This is a genomic window from Shewanella sp. SR1 (genome assembly GCF_020447145.1).
Lineage (GTDB): Bacteria > Pseudomonadota > Gammaproteobacteria > Enterobacterales > Shewanellaceae > Shewanella > Shewanella baltica.
In genome coordinates, this window is the sequence record NZ_JAJAEF010000018.1 from 59339 (window position 1) to 77678 (window position 18340).

Annotated in this window: 16 protein-coding genes and 7 tRNA genes; 19 read left to right on the forward strand and 4 right to left on the reverse strand. The window is 46.2% G+C overall.

The window, feature by feature from the left end:
* Positions 1–104 precede the first annotated feature (104 nt).
* Both miaB and KV201_RS16190 read right to left on the reverse strand, forming a co-directional pair.
* The gene (gene miaB, locus KV201_RS16185) at positions 105–1529 is read right to left on the reverse strand and encodes a tRNA (N6-isopentenyl adenosine(37)-C2)-methylthiotransferase MiaB (protein ID WP_131523234.1); all 1425 of its coding nucleotides are present in this window, start codon (positions 1527–1529) and stop codon (positions 105–107) included.
* A gap of 85 nt (positions 1530–1614) precedes the next feature.
* The gene (locus tag KV201_RS16190) at positions 1615–2022 is read right to left on the reverse strand and encodes a hypothetical protein (RefSeq protein WP_226059920.1); all 408 of its coding nucleotides are present in this window, start codon (positions 2020–2022) and stop codon (positions 1615–1617) included.
* 419 nt (positions 2023–2441) lie between these two features.
* On the opposite strand from KV201_RS16190, the gene KV201_RS16195 reads away from it, so the two are divergent.
* The 10 genes from KV201_RS16195 to KV201_RS16240 all read left to right on the forward strand — a co-directional run bounded on the left by KV201_RS16195 (position 2442) and on the right by KV201_RS16240 (position 6716).
* Positions 2442–3704, forward strand: a complete 1263-nt coding sequence (locus KV201_RS16195) for an FAD-dependent monooxygenase (RefSeq protein WP_226059921.1) — start codon at positions 2442–2444, stop codon at positions 3702–3704.
* A gap of 152 nt (positions 3705–3856) precedes the next feature.
* Positions 3857–4444, forward strand: coding sequence for an aminoacyl-tRNA hydrolase (gene pth / locus KV201_RS16200; RefSeq protein ID WP_006082736.1), 588 nt, complete (start codon positions 3857–3859; stop codon positions 4442–4444).
* A gap of 128 nt (positions 4445–4572) precedes the next feature.
* Positions 4573–5664, forward strand: coding sequence for a redox-regulated ATPase YchF (gene ychF, locus KV201_RS16205; protein WP_006082735.1), 1092 nt, complete (start codon positions 4573–4575; stop codon positions 5662–5664).
* A 208-nt stretch (positions 5665–5872) separates the two neighbouring features.
* Positions 5873–5949, forward strand: a tRNA-Met gene (locus KV201_RS16210).
* Between the two features lie 95 nt (positions 5950–6044).
* A tRNA-Leu gene (locus tag KV201_RS16215) sits at positions 6045–6129 on the forward strand.
* Between the two features lie 61 nt (positions 6130–6190).
* Positions 6191–6265 (forward strand) — tRNA-Gln (locus KV201_RS16220).
* 24 nt (positions 6266–6289) lie between these two features.
* Positions 6290–6364: transfer RNA gene (locus tag KV201_RS16225), tRNA-Gln, on the forward strand.
* A 1-nt stretch (position 6365) separates the two neighbouring features.
* A tRNA-Met gene (locus KV201_RS16230) sits at positions 6366–6442 on the forward strand.
* A 75-nt stretch (positions 6443–6517) separates the two neighbouring features.
* Positions 6518–6602, forward strand: a tRNA-Leu gene (locus KV201_RS16235).
* Positions 6603–6641: 39 nt separating this feature from the next.
* Positions 6642–6716 (forward strand) — tRNA-Gln (locus KV201_RS16240).
* A gap of 486 nt (positions 6717–7202) precedes the next feature.
* On the opposite strand, the gene KV201_RS16245 is transcribed toward KV201_RS16240, so the two are convergent.
* Positions 7203–7889 carry a hypothetical protein gene (locus KV201_RS16245; protein WP_226059932.1) on the reverse strand — a complete coding sequence of 229 codons (687 nt, stop codon included), beginning with the start codon at positions 7887–7889 and terminating at the stop codon, positions 7203–7205.
* Positions 7890–8360: 471 nt separating this feature from the next.
* Here KV201_RS16245 and KV201_RS16250 point away from each other — a divergent pair, with 471 nt between their 5' ends.
* The 7 genes from KV201_RS16250 (at position 8361) to secF (ending at position 15190) form a co-directional block, all read left to right on the forward strand.
* Positions 8361–8957 (forward strand): PepSY-associated TM helix domain-containing protein, encoded by a 597-nt coding sequence (locus tag KV201_RS16250; RefSeq protein WP_006086949.1) that lies wholly within the window; start codon positions 8361–8363, stop codon positions 8955–8957.
* Between the two features lie 16 nt (positions 8958–8973).
* A complete protein-coding gene (locus KV201_RS16255) occupies positions 8974–9486 on the forward strand; it encodes a DUF2271 domain-containing protein (protein WP_006086948.1) in 513 nt (170 codons plus the stop codon).
* A gap of 54 nt (positions 9487–9540) precedes the next feature.
* Positions 9541–10359, forward strand: a complete 819-nt coding sequence (locus tag KV201_RS16260) for a DUF4198 domain-containing protein (protein WP_226059922.1) — start codon at positions 9541–9543, stop codon at positions 10357–10359.
* A 367-nt stretch (positions 10360–10726) separates the two neighbouring features.
* Positions 10727–11203: a transcription elongation factor GreA gene (gene greA, locus KV201_RS16265; protein WP_006082729.1), complete on the forward strand. Its 477-nt coding sequence runs from the start codon at positions 10727–10729 to the stop codon at positions 11201–11203.
* 416 nt (positions 11204–11619) lie between these two features.
* Positions 11620–12243: a hypothetical protein gene (locus KV201_RS16270; protein WP_226059933.1), complete on the forward strand. Its 624-nt coding sequence runs from the start codon at positions 11620–11622 to the stop codon at positions 12241–12243.
* A 227-nt stretch (positions 12244–12470) separates the two neighbouring features.
* Positions 12471–14285: a protein translocase subunit SecD gene (gene secD, locus KV201_RS16275; RefSeq protein WP_226059923.1), complete on the forward strand. Its 1815-nt coding sequence runs from the start codon at positions 12471–12473 to the stop codon at positions 14283–14285.
* A gap of 2 nt (positions 14286–14287) precedes the next feature.
* On the forward strand, positions 14288–15190 hold the full coding sequence (gene secF / locus KV201_RS16280; RefSeq protein WP_006082726.1) for a protein translocase subunit SecF: 903 nt from the start codon (positions 14288–14290) through the stop codon (positions 15188–15190).
* An 83-nt stretch (positions 15191–15273) separates the two neighbouring features.
* On the opposite strand, the gene yhbY is transcribed toward secF, so the two are convergent.
* Complete coding sequence (yhbY, locus tag KV201_RS16285; protein WP_006082725.1) at positions 15274–15573, reverse strand: ribosome assembly RNA-binding protein YhbY; 300 nt, start codon at positions 15571–15573, stop codon at positions 15274–15276.
* Between the two features lie 90 nt (positions 15574–15663).
* Here yhbY and rlmE point away from each other — a divergent pair, with 90 nt between their 5' ends.
* Positions 15664–16293 (forward strand): 23S rRNA (uridine(2552)-2'-O)-methyltransferase RlmE, encoded by a 630-nt coding sequence (gene rlmE / locus KV201_RS16290; protein WP_006082724.1) that lies wholly within the window; start codon positions 15664–15666, stop codon positions 16291–16293.
* 29 nt (positions 16294–16322) lie between these two features.
* Positions 16323–18296 carry an ATP-dependent zinc metalloprotease FtsH gene (gene ftsH, locus KV201_RS16295; protein ID WP_011847519.1) on the forward strand — a complete coding sequence of 658 codons (1974 nt, stop codon included), beginning with the start codon at positions 16323–16325 and terminating at the stop codon, positions 18294–18296.
* Positions 18297–18340: the final 44 nt, after the last annotated feature.

Genomic DNA, 18340 nt, shown 5'->3' on the forward strand with positions numbered 1-18340 from the left:
TGCCTCGGTAGACTTAAACAAAAGTGCGTGAAAGCAAAAGGGCGACTAAGTCGCCCTTCTTTATATGTGTACTGATATGGGTACTGTTTAAGCCGATTTAAAGCTTATGGCTTAAATTGAGTCACACCCAGCTCATCATCTTGCTTGCGCTTGGCCAAAATTTCAGCTGGACGCAGGTTACGACGTAGATCCATTTCATCTTCGCCGCGGATAAAGACACCGCGCAGTGAGTTAGTGTAAACGTCGACGATTTCGACATCCACGAAAGTACCAATGTGTTTTGGCTGACCTTCGAAGTTCACCACTCGGTTGTTCTCAGTACGGCCGCGCAGTTCCATTGGATTTTTCACCGATGGACCTTCAACCAGAATACGTTGCACTGTGCCCATCATGTGGCGGCTGTAGCGCATGGCTTGCTGGGTGATGCGGTCTTGCAGAATCGCGAGACGTTGCTTTTTCTCTTCCATATCGACGTTATCGGGTAAATCCGCCGCTGGCGTGCCCGGACGTGCGCTATAGATAAAGCTAAAGCTGTGGTCGAAACCTATGTCTTCAATTAATTTCATGGTATCGGCAAAGTCTTCTTTGGTTTCGCCTGGGAAGCCAATGATAAAGTCTGAGCTGATTTGAATGCCTTCACGGGCTTTACGCAGGCGGCGGATGATTGACTTATATTCAATCGCCATGTGGCCACGCTTCATCGCCGTGAGAATACGGTCAGATCCCGATTGTACTGGCAAGTGTAAGAAGCTCACTAGCTCTGGGGTATCTTCGTAAACGTCGATAATATCTTGTGTAAATTCAATCGGGTGACTGGTCGTAAAGCGAATACGGTCAATACCGTCGATGGCTGCCACGAAACGCAGTAACTCAGCAAAGGTACAGATAGCGCCATCGTGAGTTGCGCCGCGATAGGCATTCACGTTTTGACCTAGCAGGTTGACTTCGCGCACACCTTGCTCCGCCAATTGGGCGATTTCAAGGATGATGTCGTCCGATGGACGGCTGACTTCTTCACCGCGAGTATAAGGTACCACACAGAACGAGCAGTACTTGCTGCAACCTTCCATGATAGATACAAACGCGGTTGGACCTTCGGCGCGGGGCTCTGGCAGACGGTCGAATTTTTCGATTTCAGGGAAGCTGATATCGATAACCGCTTTGTCACCACGGCGCACTTGCTCGATCATCTCGGGCAGACGGTGCAACGTTTGTGGGCCAAAAATAATGTCGACACATTGGGCTCTGTCTTTAATCGCTTTGCCTTCTTGTGAAGCAACGCAGCCGCCCACGCCAATAATCAAATTGGGATTTTTATCTTTAAGCGTCTTCCAGCGTCCTAGCTGATGGAACACTTTTTCCTGCGCTTTTTCACGGATTGAACAAGTGTTCAGCAGGAGAATGTCTGCCTCAGACGCTTCTTCAGTCAAGGTATAACCTTGGTATTCGCCTAACAGATCAGCCATCTTGGATGAGTCATACTCATTCATTTGACAGCCCCAAGTCTTGATATGGAGTTTCTTACTCATCAGTTGTGTCGCCCTAAGATGACCAATAAAAATAGCGCGACATTTTACCTGCTGTTATGGCTGCTGACCAGCTTTGTCCTCACTTTTACCTGTTGGCTTTTGCCGAGGGCGATACCCATACAAATGCTAGGTTTTTATTACTGGCTTGTACTTGGGTGAGGTTAAGACGGTTAACATGCTGAGCTTTGGCCATTTCCATCAAGCTATTGTGTGCTTGAATGCCTATGTCTTCACGAATTTCGAGTCGAAATGCGCTCAACATTTCCGTGGTATGTAGATATAAGGCATAATCGAGCGGGTCGCGATAGGTCACTGTGATGGTTTCAATGTTTGGGCTCGCGACTGAGTTAGCCGCTGAGCCAGCGGCGATGGCTTGACCTAGCGGTGCAATGCCTAATGTGAGTGCAGTGCCCAATGTAAATGCTGTGCCTTGTGTAAGTGCGCTGCAAATTAATAAGCGACTGGCTATGGGTAAAAGAGTCAGTGTTTTCATGACATCCTCGCTAATTTATACGGTGGATTCACTTATTAACTCGTCCAATACGGCTTAGGGCTGGGTGCTAGTTAAGTGAGAGTGTTCAGCACGGATAACGCTAGCCAAATCACAAAATCTCGATTAAGTGATATTGGCTATGATGCCTGTGCCACTTGAGTTTAGTCAGTGTTGAAACGGGTAAATCTTGTCTTTGTAAGCAACTGTGAGCAGACGGGGTGATAGCAACATTTGCTCACGTTTGAGTGCTAGGAGACATACTTTTGATACAAAGTTCGTGGCTTTCTCGTGCATCAGGTTTAGTCAATGCAGTCTGAGTAAAATAGCTGGCGCATAGACTTGCGCATAGATAGTGTAAAGACGTCGCTTGGGTCGCAATAAACAAGGCAATAAAGGTGGTAACTAAGGTGGTAAGTAAGATGAGCCAAATTGATGAAACAAGTGCACCGATGACATCCGATACAACACATTCTGACGTGACTCATGTTAAAGGCACTCATGTTGAAAGCTCTGAGTTCGATGTCATTCTCGTCGGCGGCGGTATGGTCGGTGCGGCGACAGCAATTGGATTAGCCCAGCAGGGCTTGCAAGTGGCGGTGATTGAATCATTTGCGCCAGAGGCTTATCAAGCCGAGCAGCCGTTAGATGTTCGAGTCTCGGCCATCAGTGTGGCCTCTGAAACGCTGCTTGAACGTCTTGGCGCCTTAGATTCACTGCTGAAGATGCGCAATGTGCCTTATCTTGGCTTAGAAACTTGGGAGCTCGATGGCTGCATCACCCAATTCCACAGCTCGCAAATTGGCGCCAGTCATTTAGGTCATATAGTTGAAAACCGTTTAATCCAACTTGCCCTGTGGCAACAAATGACGCAATTGACTGGCATCACTTTATATTGCCCCGATAAAGTGGTGGCATTTGCCCGTGATAGTGATGGCGTCAGTGTGCACTTACAATCGAATAGTAAACTTAACGCTAAGCTATTGGTCGGTGCCGATGGTGCACACTCGCAGGTACGCCAATGGGCGGGGATTGGTATTTCCGGTTGGGATTACGCTCAATCGGCGATGTTGATCAATATCAACACCGCACAGGGCCAGCAAGATGTCACTTGGCAACAGTTTACGCCTAAAGGACCGCGTTCATTATTACCTCTGCCCGGCAACAACGCGTCGCTGGTGTGGTACGACGATGCCAACCGAATAAAACAGTTAATGCAGCTTAACAACAAACAGTTGGCCGAACAGATACGTTTGCATTTCCCTGCGCGCTTAGATGCCGATTTCACCGTTGAGAATAAAGGCAGTTTTGGCCTCACTCGTCGCCATGCCCAGCGTTACTATAGTCAGAACGTGGTGATTTTAGGGGATGCCGCCCACACTATTAATCCGCTCGCTGGCCAAGGGGTGAACCTTGGGTTTAAGGATGTTGAAGCGTTTTTGGCGGTTATCAAGGATGCATTAGCCCAAGATAATATCTGGTGGTCGAGTGAAGTGCTGGCCCAATATCAGCGCAAGCGCTATCGCGATAACCAACTGATGATGACGGCGATGGATTTGTTTTATGCAGGTTTTAGTAACGATATCCTGCCGCTTAAGCTGCTGCGTAATGGCGCGTTAAAGTTGGCAAACATCAATTCTCCGATCAAAAAGACCGTTCTTAAATATGCAATGGGGCTTAATTAATCCTGTGTTGTTCTGCGTTCTGACTCAGTGCGATGACGTGGCATTTGTTGACTTGGGCTTTGAGTGCTAAAATGCCGCGTTTTTAGCAGCTATGGTCAGTTCAGTCGGCGCTCTGCGCGGCTGCCATCGACGAAATAACGATATTGAGTGTCATGAGCGAAATAAAATTAATAGTTGGTCTGGCTAACCCAGGTGCTGAATATGCGCACACTCGCCATAATGCGGGGGCTTGGTACGTATTAGAGTTGGCTCGAATTTGCGGCGTGACTTTAGTGGCTGACAGTAAGTATTTTGGCTTGACCGCCAGAGCCGTATTGCACGGTAAAGATGTCCGCTTATTGATCCCGACGACTTATATGAATTTAAGTGGTAAAGCCGTGGGTGCTTTGGCGAACTTTTTTCGTATCACACCGGAAGAGATACTGGTCGCTCACGATGAACTCGATTTGCCGCCCGGCGTGGCTAAGTTCAAGCTCGGTGGCGGCCATGGCGGCCACAATGGTTTGAAAGATATTATTGCTAAACTAGCTAACGATAAAAACTTCTACCGTTTACGCTTAGGTATCGGTCATCCCGGTGATAAAAACCAAGTGAGTGGTTACGTACTGGGAAAAGCACCTGCTAAAGAGCAAGAGCTTATCGATGCGGCGATAGATGAAGCCGTGCGTTCTACCGAGATTTTGTTCAAGCAAGACATGGTGAAAGCCATGAACAGATTACACTCCTTTAAAGCGGAGTAGGTTTTGCCTGTGGCGAGACTCAAGTTAATTAACTAATTAATTCAGTAATGTGCTGCCATAGGGCAGGACGACTAAACCTCGCTGATGAGTGTGACTTGTCAGCCAATAATCGAGAGAAAGGTAAGCATATGGGTTTTAAATGCGGCATTGTTGGTCTTCCTAACGTAGGTAAATCAACGCTTTTTAATGCGTTAACTAAGGCTGGCATCGAAGCGGCTAACTTCCCGTTTTGTACCATTGAACCTAACACAGGTGTTGTACCTGTGCCGGATCCACGTCTGGATGCGTTAGCTGCGATTGTGAATCCACAACGTGTGTTACCGACCACCATGGAATTCGTAGATATCGCAGGTCTCGTAGCTGGCGCATCTAAAGGTGAAGGCTTAGGTAACAAGTTCTTAGCTAACATCCGTGAGACCGATGCCATTGGTCACGTAGTGCGTTGTTTTGATGATGACAACATTGTTCACGTTGCTAACAAGGTTGATCCTGCTGGCGATATCGAAGTCATCAACACTGAATTAGCCTTAGCTGACTTAGACAGCTTAGAGCGAGCGGTTCAACGCCAGCAGAAACGTGCTAAAGGCGGCGATAAAGACGCTAAGTTTGAAGTGGAAGTATTAGAAAAAATGCGTCCAATTCTAGACGAAGCGAAAATGCTGCGCTCAATGGAATTATCTAAAGAAGAACTGGAAGCTGTTGCTTACCTTAACTTCTTAACCTTAAAACCGACCATGTATATTGCTAACGTGGCGGAAGATGGTTTTGAGAACAACCCACACTTAGACGCTGTTCGCGCTATTGCAGCCACAGAAAACGCTATCGTTGTTGCTGTGTGTGCTGCGATTGAATCTGAACTGGCTGAGATGGAAATCTCCGATCGCGATGAGTTTATGGCAGATCTGGGTATCGAAGAGCCAGGTTTAGATCGCGTTATTCGTGCTGGTTACCAATTACTGAATCTACAAACTTATTTCACCGCAGGCGTGAAAGAAGTGCGTGCTTGGACTGTGCCAGTAGGTGCAAGTGCTCCACAAGCGGCGGGTGTTATCCATACCGATTTTGAACGCGGCTTTATTCGTGCACAAGTCATGTCCTATGAAGATTTTATTGCCCACAAAGGTGAAGCTGGCGCGAAAGAAGCCGGTAAGTTACGTGTGGAAGGTAAAACCTATATCGTTAAAGATGGCGATGTGATGCATTTCTTGTTTAACGTATAACAAGGATTATCCAAGTAGTCAGTCTCGATAAATTAAGCTAAGTACGAGCAATAGTGTGTTATTTAGCACATCTGTTGCTCACTTTGGTGAAGTAATAGCCGAACAGCTTGGCCCAAGGGAAATAGCGAAAAAAAGCTGTTGACCTAGATACCTCGAATAAGCATAATACGCCCCGTTCCTCGCTGAGAGGGGCGCGTAATATTGAAGTGGCAATGTAGCTCAGCTGGTTAGAGCACAGCACTCATAATGCTGGGGTCGCAGGTTCAAGTCCCGCCATTGCTACCATTTTATTTAAGAAGCATATTCTTATATAAAATAGACGTCGACTTTACTCTAGCATTGATTGCTAGCATCTGTTCAAGATGTAAACATGAAGCAGTGCGGGAATGGTGAAATTGGTAGACACGCCAGATTTAGGTTCTGGTGCCGCAAGGTGTGAGAGTTCAAGTCTCTCTTCCCGTACCATTATTTTAGGTATATAAATTTAGAAGCATCGGCGATAGCGGATGTTTGAAACAGAGTTAGTTGGGGTATCGCCAAGTGGTAAGGCACCGGGTTTTGATCTCGGCATTCCAAGGTTCGAATCCTTGTACCCCAGCCATTTTTTCTCAGTTTCCAAGTTGATTGGGGTATCGCCAAGTGGTAAGGCACCGGGTTTTGATCTCGGCATTCCAAGGTTCGAATCCTTGTACCCCAGCCATGGCAATGTAGCTCAGCTGGTTAGAGCACAGCACTCATAATGCTGGGGTCGCAGGTTCAAGTCCCGCCATTGCTACCATATTTAACTCTGTTAAAGTGATTTTTCAGAGAAAAATCCAAAGCTGTTGAATAGACAATTTTGGTACATTTTGATGCGGGAATGGTGAAATTGGTAGACACGCCAGATTTAGGTTCTGGTGCCGCGAGGTGTGAGAGTTCAAGTCTCTCTTCCCGTACCATCAAAATGCAATCTTCGATAGAAGATTAAACAAGTTTATTGGGGTATCGCCAAGTGGTAAGGCACTGGGTTTTGATCTCAGCATTCCAAGGTTCGAATCCTTGTACCCCAGCCAAAAGTTAAAAAGCCTGTCTTCGGACAGGCTTTTTGCTTTCTAGCTTTTCACTATATCCTTACTATTCATTCTCACTCTCTATCTGCTTTCGCATTATTCGCAGTTTGGTTTCTTTCGTTTTCTTCGTTTAGCATTTCCCTTTTCTATCAATGTCCTTGCTATAGCTGGCTTGAATTTCTGTCGTTTGTTTTTATCTAGCCGTTTATAGGTTGGGTAACTCAATAATGATGTATTGGATTTTAAGTCGTCAGCGAGCTGAATAAGCCTTATCCGTTTAATTCTGGGATGCAGAGTGTGGAGTGAGGCTTAGAGTTAGCAGGCACAACTAGTCTATGAGTGAGCATAATAGCCAACATAAGCACCAGCATAATAGCAGGCATAAGAAGCTGGGCTTGAATCAGGATATCGAGGAAGGGGAGTTGGCATTGTTATATAACGACAGTGAATACCACAGTGCCAGTTGATTAGGCACTGTGGTGAGCTGTGTTATTGCTTTTTGACTTCTGGCACGACAGGCAGCGATTTTATTTCCGCTGGAACTGCTGGCATGGCTACTTTTGCTGCCGCATCAGTGATCCTTGCTGGCAATACTGCATGCTCAGTGACTGCACTTTGAACCGCGTTAACCTCACCCGTGGCAACCGCTTTGACGGCATTAGGCACTGCTAACTGTTGCTGCACTTGGTTCGCGCCCGCATCTAAGGCTTTTTGTTGTAACTTCTGTGGATCGGTATAGTCGGCTAATTCCTTCGGCCAACTTGGCACCCGTTTTTCTGTCTGATTACTGAATTGCTCAGAGATCACTAAGGGCGCGCCGCCTTTCATTAGCATGACTGCCATTTGGTTGGTGTCTGAGTTCCAAACTAGACCCGCTTTTTCTGCCATCTCAGGTACAGGAGTATAAGTTGACACTAAATAAATAAGTGGACCTTCCTGCTGGATCTTATCGGCCGTTTTGAGCAGCGACAGAGTGGTATCGTAATTTTTACCCAGCAATTCCTGCATACGGTTTTTGATGAGTGGCTGTTCGAATAAGCCGACATCATTTGGATCTAAACCGACCAGGGGTTTGAGCAGGGCCCACATTAGTTGACCTTGGGGTGACATTAATAAGAGTGGAGCAACACAGGCGTTGAGCATTAACGCGAGCCACAGAATATGCAGGCAGCGCATTTTTTTGAGCAGAGATGTACTCAAGATGATATTTCCTTGGGAGTACCAGCAAGTCGCCGGCGGCGGATTGTAGCCGATTGTAATGAGGTAAACGAGAGGGTGCGTAAAGTAAATTTTATGCCAAAAAGTTAGCGTGAATGTTGGATTTTATCCCTATGAACCCAATGAGTATTTACAGATGATACCGTAAATGACTTGCTGCTAATTTAATCAAAGATAATGGCTTTTGAGTGTTAAATGCAGATTTGTCTGTAAGCGGTTTATTTTTCAGTCTTATTCTTCAATCCTATATTTCAGCTTCTTTTGCAGTATTGAATATGTAAAGTTTGTAAACTTTGTTCTATTTGATAATCGATCTCATTTAATCTCGCACATTAAATTAGTTTAATGCAGCTCATTTCAGTCTTAGGCTGCATAGGGAAAGCCGATTCTTGAGGCATTTCTCTTCGGGTTGCTTTTGAGAGTGCACCATTGAAATTAAGAGTCAGTAAGTCGTCTTTGTCCTTTGCTCGAATTATCCATGTTTATGTGTCTATGGCGTTGTTGCTGCTGATGCTGTTTTTTGCGGTGACAGGCATAACGTTAAATCACCCTAATTGGTTTTCTCAAGCGGATCAGGAACCTAAACGGGAGCAAGTGCCCATCCCTGCCTATTTATTACCCGTCGATACACAAGATGCCCAGTGGCGCTTGGCAACGGGCCATTGGCTGAAAAGTGAATGGGCTATGGATATGGCCACTGCCGATATAGATGAAGACGAAATTAGCTTAGTCAGCAAAGGGCCCGGCACTTACCGCAGCCTGACGTTGGACTTACTCGACGGCCAAGCCTATGTCGAAACCTTAGAGTACGGTGTTGTTGCTGTAGTGAATGATTTGCATAAGGGCCGCAACACAGGCACTGCATGGGCTTGGATACTCGATCTTAGCGCCGTGCTGATTATTTTATTTTCGCTTACTGGGGCTTACTTATTATTGCCTCAAACTAAGCGCCTCAAAAAGTCATTGTTATACATGGTACTTGTCAGCGGTAGTTGCGGACTTGTGTATGTTTATTTCGTTCCATAAGGAGTGTAGACCGAGTATGCGTCATCTTATTCGTACCATTGCGGTGAGTGCTTTGTTTGTGAGTTCTGCTGCGTTTGCGGCGCCGCAAATGACTGTTGATTTAACTTTACCTGAAATTACCGAAGGCCAATATCACAGACCCTATGTGGCCGTGTGGGTTGAAAATACCCAAGGGCAACCGGTAAAAACCTTAAGCCTTTGGGTTTGGGATGAAGGCCATAAATGGCTTAAAGACATCCGTCGTTGGTGGCGTAAAGCGGGTCGTGACGATATGAGTTTTGTCGATGGTATTGCATCTGCCACACGTCCTGCGGGTCATTACAAAATCGATTGGGATTTAAAAGATGAGGCTGGCAAAGCACTCGAGCCTGCTCGTTACACTGTGTTTATAGAAGTGGTGCGTGAGCATGGCGGTCGCGATCTCGTGCGACAAAACATCGATTTAGCCGCGGGGGACTTCTCAGTGCAGTTACCCGCCACCACTGAAACCGGCGTTATCGACATACGCTTAAGCGGCATGGCTCGCTGAGCCTGCTATTGAATATATTGCCCGTACATTACTCGTTAAACTTAAGGAAAAGGCATGAAATTACGTCTTATTGCATTACTTAGCACACTTTGTATTAGCCCGTTGGCAAGCAGCCACGACAGATGGATTTTACCTAGCCACTTTAACGTTTCGGCCGAAAGCCAAGAAGCTGTGTGGATAACCTCTGATGTGTCTGCCAGCAATCAAGTGTTTATGATGGATAAACCTTTCAGCGCCAGTGACGTACGTGTGTTACTGCCTAATGGCGACTTAAGTTCTCCAAGCTCAAGTTATACCGGCGGCCGTAAATCGGTATTTGATGTGCAGTTAATGCAAGATGGCACCTATAAGTTCGAGAAAGAAGTCACGCCGCGTTATTTCTCCCGCTATAAAGTGAAAGGCAAAGAAGGCTTTGTCCGCAGTCGTTTAGATAAAAAAGCGACCGCCGCTGTCATGCCAAAGGAGGCCTCTGAATTAGAAGGTTCTTTAAATGTGTCGCGGGTGGAAACCTACGTAACCCGAAATAAGCCGACGGATAAGGTTTTGGCTCCTAAGGGCGAGTACTTGGAACTAGTCCCTGTTACCCATCCTGCTGATATCGTTGAAAATGAACCTGTAACACTGCAGTTTGTTTATGATGGTAAACCCGTTGCAGGTGTGAGTGTTGCGATTATGAAAGACGGTAGCCTATACCGAAACAAGCCAGAAGAAATTGCTTTAACCTCAGATAAAGACGGTAACGTGGCCATGACCTTGCCTGCGGCGGGACGTTATCTTTTACATGCATCTATTGAGCGTCCGAATGCAGACACATCCCTTGCCGATAAAACCGTCAGTGAGATTTTCCTTACGTTTGAAGCTGGACTTGAATAGGATTCAGTCTTCCGCTCAAGTGAGTAAGCGTTATAAGTGACTCGTTATAAATGATTTAGCGTTATAAATGACGTAACGTTCACCGTTAAATGCCCACAACCTCTACGGCGAGTGGGCATTTTTATATTCAAAACCCTTTATCTATACGGCTATTAATCAATGCAGCCACTATGATTCTATTTGGCTCGCGGATTTAGATTTCATTGCTGGTAACTCTGCTTAAGGTTGGGTAAGCTGCGTCAATGCATTGTTCTTGATGCATCAAAGGCGCATAACGATTAGAATAGCGCAATTCCACCCTCATTTGACTGTGTTGACCTTAGCGTTGGCACGGGTTGCTTTTGTTTTAAAGGAGACGAAAGAAGTTATGACTAAGGTTCCTATGACAGTTGTCGGTGCAGAACAGCTGCGTAAAGAGTTAGATATTCTCAAGTTTGACCGTCGCCCTAAGATCACTGAAGCGATTGCCTCTGCGAGAGAGCTAGGCGACCTGAAAGAAAACGCGGAATACCATGCGGCTCGTGAAGACCAAGGTATTTGTGAAGCACGTATCCGTGATATTGAAGGTAAGTTATCTAACGCGCAAATTATCGACGTCACTAAGATGGTGAACAACGGTCGTATTATTTTTGGCGCCACTGTGACTATTTTAAATCTCGATACTGACGTTGAAGTGACTTATCGCATAGTCGGCGATGATGAAGCGAATATTAAAGAAAACCTGATTTCAGTGAACTCACCGATAGCCCGTGGCTTAGTGGGTAAAAATGAAGGTGATGAAGTGTCGATTACCACGCCAGGTGGCATGACAGATTACGAAATCATCTCAGTACAGTATTTATAATCAGCGAATCGATTTAGCTATCGAGTCTGCTAAATCGTACCGAGAGTGTGATTCTCGCTCGTTCTAAAACCGCCCTAGGGCGGTTTTTTGTTATCTGCTCATTGAGTTTGTATGCGTGTTTAGGGTTGCACTTTGCGTTCGAATTTAAGGTTTAGCCAAGGATGGAGAAGGCGCTTCAGGGTTGAACTTGAAAGATGGATAAAGATTAATTTGTCTCTTGGTGCACTTTTACTTAAGCTGCAACTCTAGAGCTTCATCAGAAAGTTTTATCAGAATTAACTCAGTATTGTGTAATTGATTTAGCGCGAGTTTCGCTTTATAAACCCACAGTTATGTAGCAAAAACTAAGTATGACTGGGTTTATCTTTCGTTTTATAAGAGGGAACGCTTTGGTAAAACATTGGCGTACAGGATTGATGTTAGTTTGCGTGGCGATCATGTTGATCGCGCACTCGGCTAGCTATACGCCAAAAACCTCAGTTCAACGCAGTGATGCCGCTCGTCATTATGTTCAGAAACACACAGCTCTGAAGCAAACGGCTCAGATGAACACTGTGAGTCTTGATAGCTCGACTCACCATGCAATGCTAAGCGCTGAGCCTCAAAGCTTGTCCGATGCCGACGCTATCACCCAAGACAATGCACAGCTCAATGCCCAATCTAATGTACAGTCTGATGCGCAAACCGTTGAACGTTGCGGCTCATTGCATAGTCATGATGCCAATCGTGTCAATTCAGACTCAGCATCCCAGCCAATACCTTGTCCAAGCTCTGATTACGTGAGTCATTCGGACGACTTAAATTTTGCCCCAATAAATTCGCCGCGCTTTATCAGTCTTGCCCAGCACGATGTGCGTGAGGTGAAACCGGTATATCTACTCGCGATAGACTTTACTGCCGAACCGACACCCAATGTCGTTGAACCGACCGATCTGGATATCGCATCAGATTGGACGCTTTCAGCTGTATCTTCCCCCGCCCGAATTTCGGGTTGGAAAGTCTCAAATCTTCAATATCGATTTAGCCAACAAGCCGCTTAACCCACCTATTTAGGTGTGCTATCGACAGGAGTCCACTCCCGTAGAACTTGCATGCCATTGCATTTTTGTTCTCACCGAAACCATTTCTATCGCGGCTACATTCGCTGTGATGACTTGAGTCTAACAGGCTAGATTTGCTGGTGCTCAATGATAGGTTTCGGAGTGATATCAATATGTTCGCTTAGCTTTTGACTTAAAAGTTAGGTGATAAATAGCGAGTTAATCCCATGGAAAGAAAACCCAATAAACGGCTGCTAAATCACTATTCAGCTTGGAAATATATAGTTCTTATCGTCACCATCATAGTGATGTTATTCAGTGCCTTGCCGACATTTTATGGTGAGGATGCCGCGGTGCAAGTGGGCGCTAAGGCTGGGTTAACACTCACGCCCGTAGCCCTTAGAGATAAGCTGCAAGCTGAAGGCGTGGCGGTAAAACGCATCGACCAAAAGAATGGCGAAACCCTGATTGTCCTCGATGCGGATAACCAACAAACCTTAGTCAAAACCTTGGTTTCGTCTATGGTGACAGAGCCCAAAGAGTTGACCTTATCCCTTGCCAGTGCCGCGCCGAGTTGGTTGCAAAACTTAGGTTTTCAGCCGATTAAACTAGGGCTCGACTTACGTGGTGGGGTGCAGTTTCTACTCGATGTGGATGTTGACCCTGTGTATCAAATTCAGGGTGAGGCGTTAGTTGATTCGCTACGTCAATTCATCCGTGAGCAAAAGATCCGTGGCGCCAGCGTCTATTTGGATCAAACTAACCAGTTAAACCTGACGCTGCCCGATAATGACGCCCGCGCCGCCGTGCGTCAGATGATGAAACAGTCCTATCCAAATTGGCAATTATCCAATACCAATGGCGCGGGTTTACAGATTAAGTTGAGCCAAGAGGAACAAACTAAACTGCGTAATTTGACTGTGCAGCAAAACTTGCAAGTGATGCGCAGTCGTATTGAAGAACTTGGCATAACAGAAGCCTTAGTACAGCGCCAAGGCGATCATCGTATTCGGATTGAGTTGCCTGGCGTGCAAGATCCTGCAGCCGCGAAAAACGTCATTGGTGCTACAGCGAGTCTGGCTTTTTTCGAGGTGAAAGAGTCAGGCTCTGTGAATGCCATGGTGCTTAACGACAAGTCGGGTAAGCCTATTTATGTGAGCCGCACGCCTGTGCTGGGTGGCGATCACATTGTCGATGCCAGAGCGAGTTTAGGTGAGATGGGCATGGCCGAGGTGAACATTAACCTCGACCGTGTCGGCGGGCAGAAAATGTCTGAGTTTTCCCGTACCAATATTGGCAAACCTATGGCGACGTCTTACAGCGAATACAGCCGTGATGAACAAGGCAAGGCTAAGCAAACTCAAGAGATTATCAGCGTCGCGACCATTCAATCCCAGCTTGGAGACCGCTTCCGCATCACTGGCGCTGGCACCTATCAAGAAGCGCAGCAATTAGCCCTGTTACTAAGAGCGGGTTCTATGACGGCGCCAGTGACGATTGTGGAAGAGCGCACTATTGGCCCGACGTTAGGCGCTGAAAACATTGAAAACGGTTTTGCTGCGCTTGGTCTAGGTATGGGGATTACCTTGTTGTTTATGGCGCTTTGGTATCGCCGTCTCGGTTGGGTGGCGAATATCGCGCTGATCTCTAACATGGTGATCTTGTTTGGCCTACTGGCGCTTATCCCTGGTGCTGTGCTGACCTTACCCGGTATTGCTGGCCTAGTGTTAACCGTGGGTATGGCTGTCGATACCAACGTGCTGATTTTTGAGCGAATAAAAGACAAGTTAAAAGAAGGTCGCAGTTTTGCGCTGGCAATTGATACAGGGTTTGATAGTGCGTTTTCGACCATTTTCGACGCTAACTTCACCACTATGATCACGGCTGTCGTGCTGTATTCCATCGGTAATGGCCCAATTCAAGGTTTCGCCTTGACCTTAGGTCTAGGTCTGTTGACCAGCATGTTTACCGGTATCTTTGCTTCAAGAGCCTTGATTAACTTAGTTTACGGACGTGATGCTAGTCGTCATGTGAGGGTATAACCATGAAAAATATTAATCTAACAAAATGGCGTTATGTCTCCAGTGCTATCTCAATTTTATTGATGATAACGTCATTAGCCATCATAGGTGTAAAGGGTTTTAACTGGGGATTAGACTTTACCGGTGGTGTGGTGACTGAGGTTCAGCTCGATAGAAAAATCACCAGCAGTGAGTTACAACCTTTGCTTAACGCTGCCTATCAGCAGGAAGTCTCTGTGATCTCGGCCAGTGAGCCGGGCCGTTGGGTATTACGCTATGGTGATATAAAGAGTGCTGATACTGAGCAAAGCAATGTCGATATTCAGCAGGCATTAGCGCCACTTAACTCTGAAGTGCAAGTCCTTAACAGCAGCGTTGTTGGGCCGCAGATTGGTCAAGAACTGGCGGAGCAGGGCGGGTTAGCGCTGTTAGTCGCTATGCTGTGTATTTTAGGCTATTTAAGTTATCGCTTCGAGTGGCGACTCGCATCGGGTGCTTTGTTTGCGCTAGTGCACGACGTCGTCTTCGTACTGGCGTTTTTTGCGCTGACGCAGATGGAGTTTAATTTAACGGTACTGGCGGCTGTGCTGGCGATTTTAGGCTATTCGTTAAATGACTCGATTATCATTGCTGACCGTATCCGTGAATTATTGATTGCTAAACCAAAGCTTGCGATTCAAGAAATTAATAACCAAGCGATTGTGGCGACATTCTCCCGTACTATGGTGACATCAGGGACAACCTTAATGACGGTCGGTGCGCTGTGGATCATGGGCGGTGGGCCGCTGGAAGGATTCTCGATTGCGATGTTTATCGGTATTTTAACTGGGACATTCTCATCGATTTCTGTTGGCACCTCATTGCCTGAGTTATTAGGTTTAACGCCTGAGCATTATAAGGAACAAGTGATTTCTGATACGCCTTAGTGCTTTATTTTAATCTGTAGTAAAAACAAAGAGGCCACTCAATTGAGTGGCCTCTTTGTTAACACAATAAAAATCAAGAAAAATTACTTTGCCTTTGGCAAAGCAATCTTCATTTCTGGTGATTGACGATAAATCACCAGAATATGACCAATAAGTTGCACTTTTGCGGATTGAGTTTCACGTACTATGGCATCAACGATGGCATTTTTTAGCTCTCTGTCGGCAGAGGCTACTTTCACTTTAATCAATTCATGATAAGCGAGTGCGCTTTCAATTTCAGCGAGTACACCTTCAGTCAATCCATTGGCACCAAGCAGCACCACTGGCTTTAGCGGATGCGCTAGACCTTTTAAATGCTGTTTTTGTTTGGTTGTTAAGTTCATTTCTACCAACTTTTGCTGAGTTACTGTTGAAAAACGGCTATTCTACCCTTATATAGCCTTTGTGTAACTCTCAATTGTTGCGGATTTTAAATGTCAGGTATAAAACGTACGGCCAGTTCTAATCGCTGGATGCTAGAACACTTTGATGATCACTATGTCAAACTCGCCCAAAAAATGGGCTTGCGATCTCGCGCTGCGTTTAAGCTTGAGGAGATCCAGCAAAAGGATCAACTGATTCGCCCAGGCATGACTGTGGTTGATCTCGGTGCTGCTCCGGGAGGTTGGTCTCAAGTGGCAGTTAAATTAGCGGGAGATAGAGGTAAAGTCATCGCCTGTGACATTTTGCCTATGGATCCCATCGTCGGGGTAGACTTTCTGCAAGGGGATTTTCGTGAAGATAAAGTCCTTCAAGCATTACTTACTCGCGTCGGTGATGCTAAGGTTGACGTTGTGTTGTCTGATATGGCGCCCAACATGAGTGGTTCAGATAGTGTTGATCAACCCCGTGCCATGTATTTAGTGGAGTTGGCGTTAGATATGTGCCATCAAGTATTGGCTCCTAATGGCTGTTTTGCGGTAAAAGTCTTTCAGGGGGAGGGCTTTGACGAATACATGAAAGCGGTAAAAGCAGTGTTTAAAGTCGTTAAAACACGTAAACCAGACTCTTCACGGGCGCGTTCCCGTGAAGTCTATCTTGTGGCGACTGGGTACAAGTTGTAGTAACCTAGCGTTAATAATCGCAAGACTTAATGAGGTCTAGTAATTTGAGTGACATGGCAAAAAATCTAATACTCTGGGTTGTCATCGCCGTTGTGCTGATGTCAGTGTTTCAGGGTTACTCCCCCTCTTCTTCGTCATCGCAGAAGATGGATTATTCTACCTTCTTAGATAATGTCCGTGATGGGCAGGTCGCTACTGTTGAAGTTAAAAGCGACCAACGTACTATTGAAGGTGCTAAGCGAACGGGTGAAAAGTTCACAACTATCATGCCGTTATATGACCAAGATTTAATTAATGATCTTGATCGTAAAGGCATCACCATGAAGGGCCAAGAAGCCGAAGAATCTGGGTTCCTAACCCAAATCTTCATCTCTTGGTTCCCTATGTTATTGCTTATCGGGGTATGGATTTTCTTCATGCGCCAGATGCAAGGCGGCGGTGGCAAAGGCGCGATGTCCTTTGGTAAGAGCAAAGCCAAGCTGATGAGCGAGGATCAGATTAAAACGACGTTTGCCGATGTTGCTGGTTGTGACGAAGCAAAAGAAGAAGTGAAAGAGTTAGTTGATTATCTGCGTGACCCAACTAAATTCCAAAAATTGGGCGGCCGTATTCCAACGGGCGTGCTGATGGTGGGTCCTCCAGGTACAGGTAAAACCTTGCTGGCGAAAGCCATTGCGGGAGAATCTAAAGTACCTTTCTTCACTATCTCGGGTTCTGATTTCGTTGAAATGTTTGTTGGTGTTGGTGCATCCCGTGTGCGTGACATGTTCGAACAGGCGAAAAAATCTGCACCTTGTATCATCTTTATCGATGAAATCGATGCGGTCGGTCGTCAACGCGGCGCGGGTTTAGGTGGTGGTCATGATGAACGTGAGCAAACACTGAACCAAATGCTGGTTGAAATGGACGGCTTCGAAGGTAATGAAGGCGTTATCGTTATCGCGGCAACTAACCGTCCAGACGTACTCGATTCTGCACTGCTGCGTCCAGGTCGTTTTGACCGTCAAGTGGTCGTTGGCTTACCAGACGTGCGTGGTCGTGAGCAGATTTTGAAAGTGCATATGCGTAAAGTGCCGCTTTCTGAAGATGTGAAGGCGAGTGTAATTGCCCGTGGTACCCCTGGTTTCTCTGGTGCTGACTTAGCTAACTTAGTGAACGAAGCGGCTCTGTTTGCGGCTCGTGGAAATCGCCGAGTTGTGGGCATGGAAGAATTTGAGCGTGCTAAAGATAAAATCATGATGGGTGCTGAGCGCCGTTCTATGGTGATGTCTGAAGCTGAAAAAGAAATGACGGCATACCACGAAGCAGGTCATGCGATTGTGGGTTGTTTAGTACCAGAGCACGATCCTGTGCACAAGGTCACTATCATTCCTCGCGGCCGTGCGTTGGGTGTCACTTTCTTCTTACCCGAAGCTGACTCAGTGAGTCAGAGCCGTCGTAAGTTAGAAAGCCAAATTTCAGTCGCATACGGCGGTCGTTTAGCTGAAGAGCTTATCTACGGTACAGAAAAAGTGTCGACTGGCGCATCACAGGACATCAAATACGCGACCTCTATTGCGCGTAACATGGTGACTCAGTGGGGCTTCTCGGACAAGCTAGGTCCATTATTGTATGCCGAAGAAGACGGTGAAGTGTTCTTAGGTCGCAGCATGGGTAAAGCCAAAGCCATGTCCGATGAAACTGCAACTATCATCGACGCGGAAGTGAAAGTCTTTATCGACAAGAACTACGCGAGAGCGAGACAGATATTGACGGATAACCTCGATATTCTGCACTCGATGAAAGAAGCCTTAATGAAGTATGAAACCATTGATTCACTTCAAATTGACGATTTAATGAAGCGTCGTGAAGTGCGTCAACCTGCCGATTGGCAAGTGGATGACCATGGTTCTAACGACAAAGGCAGCGGTCATGGTGAGCCAGCTGAAAAAGCTGAAGATACTGTGACTACAGCATCTGCTGAACCAGACTTGAAAGAGCCTGATGAATCACCTGCTAAGTAATTTGTTGTGAGATAAAAGAAAACCCCGTAAAGGGGTTTTCTTGT